Below are 6,586 nucleotides of genomic sequence, written 5' to 3'. Positions count from 1 at the left end.
TTTGCGTGACGTTGATGCTGGCGCCGTACAGGTCGAACGGTTCGTCGGGCAGCAGGGTGGGGAAGGACTTGTAGGTCGGCTTCCAGATCATCATGGCCAGCGTCTGCAGCAGCAGCGACATGCCCATGGCCGTGATCAGCGGCGCCAGGCGCGGCGCGCTGCGCAGCGGCTTGTAGGCAAGGCGCTCGATCAGCACGTTCACCACCACGCACACCACCACGGCGGCCGGCAGCGAGATCAGCAACTTGACCCAGCCCGGCAGCGGCGCGTTCTCCAGCGCCTCGACCACCGACCAACTGGTGAGCGCGCCCACCATCAGCACCTCGCCGTGGGCAAAGTTGATGAGGTTCACGATGCCGTAGACCATGGTGTAGCCCAGGGCGACCAGGGCATACATGCTGCCCAGCACGAGGCCGTTGATGATCTGTTGGAGCAGGATGTCCATGCGGGTGCGATGAAGTCGAGGCTGGATGGTTGGGCTGCCACTCAGGTAGCAAAAAGCCCGCCAAGAACCGGCTGGTGGGCTGGTTGGCGGGCTTGGTGCAGGTTGGCCCTGGGCGCGCATTGTAGGCAAGGCGCGCCCGGGTCAAGCTGGCGGAAACCTCAAAGCTTGGGCAGGCGCAACGAGTCGACCGTCATGCGGATCAGTTTTTGCCGCAGCGGCGTGAACGGCGGGAAGAACATCTTCACCAGCATCAGCGGCGTGCCGCGCAGCACGGCGCGCTCGTGCGAAAAGGCCTTGAAGCCGAAGATGCCGTGCGCGTTGCCGATGCCCGAATTGTTGACGCCGCCAAACGGCAGGTTGCCGTGGGCGAACTGCATCACCGCGTGGTTCACGCAGGCGCCCCCCGAGCTGGTGCGCTGGATCACCGCATTGGCGTGCGCCTTGTTGCGGCTCCACACATACAGCGCCAGCGGCTTGGGTTGGGCGTTGATCTCGCCGATCACCTTGTTGATGTCGCGGTAGCCGATGATGGGCAGCAGCGGGCCGAAGATCTCTTCTTGCATGATGGCTGCGTCGGCGCTCACCTGGTCGAGCAGGGTCGGGGCGATGTAGCAGCTGCTCACGTCGATCTCGCCACCGGTGCGGGCCTTGGCGCCGCGTGCCACGGCGTCGGTCAGCAGACCCGCCACGCGCTGGGTGTGACGCTGGTTGATCACGCGCGTCAGGTCTTTGCTGGCCTTTTGCTCGGCGGCGGTGCGGCCATAGCGCTCTTGCAGCACGCGCTGGCAGGTCGAGATGAATTCTTCTTTCACCGATTCGTGCACGTACACGTAGTCGGGCGCCACACAGGTCTGGCCGCAGTTGGTGAACTTGGCCCACAGCAGCGTTTCGGCCGCCAGCTGCAGGTTGGCGGTCTCGTCAATGATGGTGGGCGACTTGCCGCCGAGCTCCAGCGTCACGCTGGTCAGGTGCTTGGCGGCGGCGGCCATCACCACCTTGCCGACGGCCGGCGAGCCGGTGAAGAAGATGTGGTCGAAGGGCAGATCGAGTAGTGCTTGCGACGTGGGCAGGCTGCCTTCGAACAGGGCCACTTCTTCGCTCGGGAAGACTTCGCGGATCACTTTGCTCATCACGGCCGACACGGCCGGCGTCATCTCGGACGGCTTGAGAATCACCGTGTTGCCGGCGGCCAGCGCCGAAGCCAGAGGGCCGAAGCACAGGTTGAGGGGGTAGTTCCAGGGGGCGATGATCAGGCAGCGTCCGCGCGGTTGGTATTCGACGCGCGCCCGGGTGCCGAGCATGGTCATGGTTGGCCACACGCCCTGGGGCTTCATCCACTTTTTCAGGTCGCCGATGATGTGGCGGATCTCGTCGAGCACCGGCAGCAGCTCGGTGGCTTCGACCTCCGAGGGCGACTTGCTGTAGTCCTGCTGGAACGCGGTGTAGAACGCCTCGCGCTGGGCCAGCATGGCGTCGCGCAGCTTCTTGATGCGGGCAATGCGCTCGGCGGCCGTCGACTCGCGCCAGCGCAGCGCGGTGGACTGCTGCGCGTCGAACACGCGCTTCATCTCGATCGGGTCGGACTCGCTCGACGGCGGTTGGGCGAGCGTCATCATGGGGCGTGTCATGGCAATCCTCTCGAAGGTGAAGGGCGCAGCAAAGCCGCTGCCGGCCGAACGCAAGACCCGCAGTGTGACGGGTCTTGGTACTTGTTGGTACCAGGGATTATGCCAAGAGCCTCTGCTCGGCTCAGGGGCGGGCATTCAGTCTGCCGGTTCGTCGCGGGCGGCGTCGTTCAGTTTGCGCAGCTCACGCAGTTTGTCGCCGATGCGGATCTCCAGGCCCCGCTCGACCGGCTCATAAAAGCGCGGCTCGCCCATGCCTTCCGGGAAGTAGCACTCGCCAGCTGCAAAGCCTCCCGACTCGTCGTGAGCGTAGCGATAGCCGCGACCGTAGTCGAGCTCTTTCATCAGCTTCGTCGGAGCATTGCGCAGATGCAGCGGCACGGGCCGGGTGCCGTCTTGCTTGACGAAGGCGCGGGCCGCCTTGTAGGCCGCGTACACGGCATTGCTCTTGGGCGTCACGGCCAGGTACACCACCGCTTCAGCCAAGGCCAGTTCGCCCTCGGGGGAGCCCAGGCGCTCGTAGGTTTCGGCGGCGTCGAGCGACAGTCGCAGCGCGCGCGGGTCGGCCAGGCCGATGTCTTCGGTGGCCATGCGTACCAGGCGGCGCGACAGATAACGTGGGTCCACGCCGCCATCGAGCATGCGCGCGAACCAGTAGAGCGCGGCATCGGGGGCGGAGCCGCGCACCGATTTGTGCAGCGCCGAGATGCTGTCGTAGAACTGCTCGCCGCCCTTGTCGTAGCGCCGCAGTTGCTCGCCCACGGCGCGCTCGAGCAGGGCCTCGTCGATGGGCTCGGTGCGCCGGGCACGCAAGGCGATGCGGGCCACGTTCTCGAACGTGTTGAGCAGGCGGCGCGCGTCGCCGTCGGCGTAGGCGATGAGGCGCTGGCGGGCGGCGTCGGTCAGCGGCGGGCAACCGAGCAGCGCCTGACCGCGCTGCAACAGGGTCTGCAAATCGTCTTCGGTCAGCGGCTGCAGCACGTGCACCGTGGCGCGCGAGAGCAGGGCCGAGTTCACTTCGAACGACGGGTTCTCGGTGGTGGCGCCGATGAAGGTGAACAGGCCCGATTCGACGTGCGGCAAGAAGGCGTCTTGCTGCGCCTTGTTGAAGCGGTGCACTTCATCGACAAAGACGATGGTGCGGCGCCCCGCCGCGCGCGCACCTTGCGCCTGCTCGACGGCGTCGCGGATGTCCTTGACGCCGCCGAGCACGGCCGAGATGGCGATGAAGTGCGAGTCAAAGGCATCGGCCATCAGTCGGGCCAGCGTGGTCTTGCCGACACCCGGCGGGCCCCACAGGATCATTGAGTGTGGCTGGCCCGATTCGAACGCCACGCGCAGCGGCTTGCCGTCGCCCAGCAAGTGGGCCTGGCCGATGACCTCGTCCAAGTGGCGCGGGCGCAGTCGCTCGGCCAGTGGCGCATCGGGTGCGGTGGCGGTGGTCGGTGCGGCACCCGACGGTGTGAGGTCGGAGTCCAGTGAGAGCGGCAGGCTGTCTTGCATGAGAGGAGGTGGTCTGGCCGGTGGCATTTGAGATCAGCCAATCGATCGAATTGTGACGGTTTTGTTACGCGTAATTCCTAATTCGTAATCTGTTCGGTGGGCGCATGCTGGAGACGCGGTGGTTGAGGAGCCTGCTTCTCCACTCAGTCTCTGATCCCGCCGCTTGAGTGTTTAGGTTTTTTGAACCGCTGTTGGTGACTCCTGAGCAGTACCTCGGCGGGGCGGGCCCACGAGTGTGTGTCCGCCCCCGTTTTTTTCAGACGCAACGTCACTGCTTCACATCATCATGCTCACACTCTTCTTGTTTATCTTGGTGGCCGTCCCCGTTCTGCTCGACGTCACGTTGCGCCACGGGCACTCCACGGGTGAGTTGACGCTGGCGCGTCAGAACTCACGGCATCGCTGAACCCACTCGGTGCCAGCAACAGGCGCGCGGTTGACACCAGCCGCGCGAGCCTTTTACTATCCTCAGCCATGTCTTCCACTCAGGCCTTCGCTCTCCAACTGACCGCATCGCGCGGCCAGGGCCTGCGTGCGTCTTCTCTGCGCTCAGACCGCCCGGCAACGGGTTCGCTAGCTCTGGCGCTGTCTCTATCGCTACTGGCGTCAGCCAGTCGATAACCACCCCCCCCTTTTGCTGGTTTTGTGAGTTGGCCGCGCCTGCGGCTGGCTTGTCGCGTTGATGGTCGTTTTGGCCGTCGCGCTGTTCATTCGGAGCCGACCATGTTGCTCACCTCGACAACGCTTTCGTTCTTCAACTTTTGCTCGGTTGCCGCGCCGGCCTGGCTACGACTACGCCGCGGTCGCCCGGCCTCGACCTCGTGGTTGCCGGGCGGCTCGGCCGCACAGCGTGGCGCTGCCACGCGGCTCCACACCTTGGCCACGTCCTCGATTTCTGATCCACCTGTTTACAGACGACCACCATGTTGAAGCACCCGCACACCAAGTACCCCGCCATCGCCCCTGTCTCCTTGCCTGATCGCCGATGGCCCAGCCGCGTGATCAGCGCCCCGCCGATCTGGATGAGCACCGATCTGCGCGACGGCAACCAGGCGCTTTTCGAGCCCATGGATGCCGAACGCAAGATGCGGCTGTTCAAGACGCTCGTTGCCATCGGCCTCAAAGAAATCGAAGTGGCCTTTCCGTCGGCCTCGCAAACCGATTTCGACTTCACCCGCACCCTCATCGAAGGCGGCCACGTGCCGGCCGACGTCACCATCGAGGTGATCACGCAGGCGCGCGAATCGCTCATCCGTCGAACCTTCGAGGCACTGCGCGGCGCCCGGCGCGCCATCGTCCACCTCTACAACGCCACCGCCCCGGTTTGGCGGCGCGACGTGTTTGGCTTGACGCGCGACGAGGTGCGTCGCCTGGCGGTGAGCCACATCCGCCTGGTGCGGCAACTCGCCGACGAACAGCCCGAAACCGAGTGGGTGTTGCAGTACAGCCCCGAAACCTTCTCGGCCACCGAACTCGATTTCGCGCTCGACGTGTGCAACGCGGCGGTGGACGAAGCTGGTGCCACGCCCGAGCGGCCCATCATCATCAATCTGCCCTCGACGGTGGAGGTGAGCACGCCCAACGTCTACGCCGACCAGATCGAGTGGATGGACCGCCATCTCGCGCGGCGCGACGCGATCGTGCTGTCGGTGCACCCGCACAACGACCGGGGCACGGCGGTGGCCGCAGCCGAGCTGGCCGTGATGGCTGGGGCACAGCGCGTGGAAGGATGCCTGTTCGGCAATGGCGAGCGAACGGGCAACGTCGATCTCGTCACGCTGGCCTTGAATCTCTACACGCAAGGCGTGAGCCCTGGGTTGGACTTCTCGAACCTCAATGAGGTGGTGCGTACCGTCGAGCACTGCAACCGCCTGCCGGTGCACCCGCGTCACCCCTACGCCGGCGACCTGGTCTACACCGCGTTCTCGGGCTCGCATCAAGATGCCATCCGCAAGGGCTTTGCCGCGCGGCAGGAGCGGGGCGGCGAGGGCGCGTGGGAGGTGCCTTACTTGCCCATCGACCCGGCCGACCTCGGGCGCAGTTATGCCTCGGTGATCCGCGTCAACAGCCAGTCGGGCAAAGGCGGCGTGGCGTATCTGCTGGAGGCGCACTACGGCGTGTGCCTGCCGCGTCGCATGCAGATCGATTTCAGCCAGGTCGTGCAGAGTCACACCGATGCCAGCGGCGAAGAGGCCAGCGCCGAAGCTCTGTGGGCGTGGTGCCGGCAGGCCTATCAGCCGCAAACGCGCGTGCAGCTCGTCAGCCATCACCTGATCGACGACGGCGCGATGCAGCGGGTGGAATTGGTGTTGTCGGTTGATGGCGTCACGCAGCGCATCAGCGGCGTCGGGCGCGGGCCGATGGAGGCCGCCGTGCAGGCCTTGCGCGAGGGGCTGGGCTGGCCGGTTGACATCGTCGATTACGAAGAGCACGCGATGCAGTCCGGCGCCGACGCCCAAGCCGTGGCACTGGTCGAAACCGCTTGGGCCGGACGCCTGGGCAGTCGCTTCGGCATGGGCGTGCACGCCAACAGCCTGACGGCGGCGCTGCAAGGCGTGGTGTTCAGCGCAGCGGGGTGGATGAGCCTGGTCGAGCCGGTTGATGCGGCCGGTTGATGTGAGCTAACTCACGCAGGTGCGGGGGGGGCTCAACTGGACAAAACCCGCCGTACCTGTCACAATCTCATGCTTTCGCGGCTACAAGCCGTCTGCATTTGCAAATTTGCAGTCGATCGAGCCGCGATTCGTTCATCCCCTCTGACCCTTTCAAGCCGGGTCGGCCCACGCAGTCAGCCAAAACACTTGGCGCTGTGCATGAGGCCACCAGCAACGGCATTGAGTCCCGGTTGGCGGCGATGCCGTCGCTTTAACCCGACTCTGCGTGGCAGGCGAGCGTGCTGCAAGACAGCGCGACTTCGCATTCACCTTGATCGACCTTGGTCGATCGCCACGGCCGTTTCGACTTTGCGACCCCACCTGTAGCGCGCCTCAGCACTTTGAAGCCGGCGCGTTGG

Annotated in this window: 4 protein-coding genes; 1 reads left to right on the top strand and 3 read right to left on the bottom strand. The window is 65.4% G+C overall.

The window, feature by feature from the left end:
- The 3 genes from ACE3SS_RS09570 to ACE3SS_RS09560 form a co-directional block, all read right to left on the bottom strand.
- Positions 1-445, bottom strand: a 445-nt coding sequence (locus ACE3SS_RS09570) for a branched-chain amino acid ABC transporter permease (protein WP_374593300.1), incomplete at its 3' end; no start/stop codon positions are given.
- Between the two features lie 158 nt (positions 446-603).
- The gene (locus tag ACE3SS_RS09565; protein ID WP_374593298.1) at positions 604-2,073 is read right to left on the bottom strand and encodes an aldehyde dehydrogenase family protein; all 1,470 of its coding nucleotides are present in this window, start codon (positions 2,071-2,073) and stop codon (positions 604-606) included.
- 135 nt (positions 2,074-2,208) lie between these two features.
- Positions 2,209-3,573: a replication-associated recombination protein A gene (locus ACE3SS_RS09560; protein ID WP_374593297.1), complete on the bottom strand. Its 1,365-nt coding sequence runs from the start codon at positions 3,571-3,573 to the stop codon at positions 2,209-2,211.
- Between the two features lie 923 nt (positions 3,574-4,496).
- On the opposite strand from ACE3SS_RS09560, the gene leuA reads away from it, so the two are divergent.
- Complete coding sequence (leuA, locus tag ACE3SS_RS09555; RefSeq protein ID WP_374593295.1) at positions 4,497-6,188, top strand: 2-isopropylmalate synthase; 1,692 nt, start codon at positions 4,497-4,499, stop codon at positions 6,186-6,188.
- Positions 6,189-6,586 lie beyond the last annotated feature (398 nt).

Source organism: Aquabacterium sp. (assembly GCF_041915145.1).
In the GTDB taxonomy this organism is placed as follows: domain Bacteria; phylum Pseudomonadota; class Gammaproteobacteria; order Burkholderiales; family Burkholderiaceae_C; genus Aquabacterium.
This window is presented reverse-complemented; position numbering and strand designations above follow the sequence as displayed.

Bases quoted from the DNA above. Each gene is read 5' to 3' on its own strand.
- ACE3SS_RS09565 (WP_374593298.1), bottom strand. From the start codon at position 2,073: ATGACACGCCCCATGATGACGCTCGCCCAACCGCCGTCGAGCGAGTCC.
- ACE3SS_RS09560 (WP_374593297.1), bottom strand. From the start codon at position 3,573: ATGCAAGACAGCCTGCCGCTCTCACTGGACTCCGACCTCACACCGTCG.
- leuA (WP_374593295.1), top strand. From the start codon at position 4,497: ATGTTGAAGCACCCGCACACCAAGTACCCCGCCATCGCCCCTGTCTCC.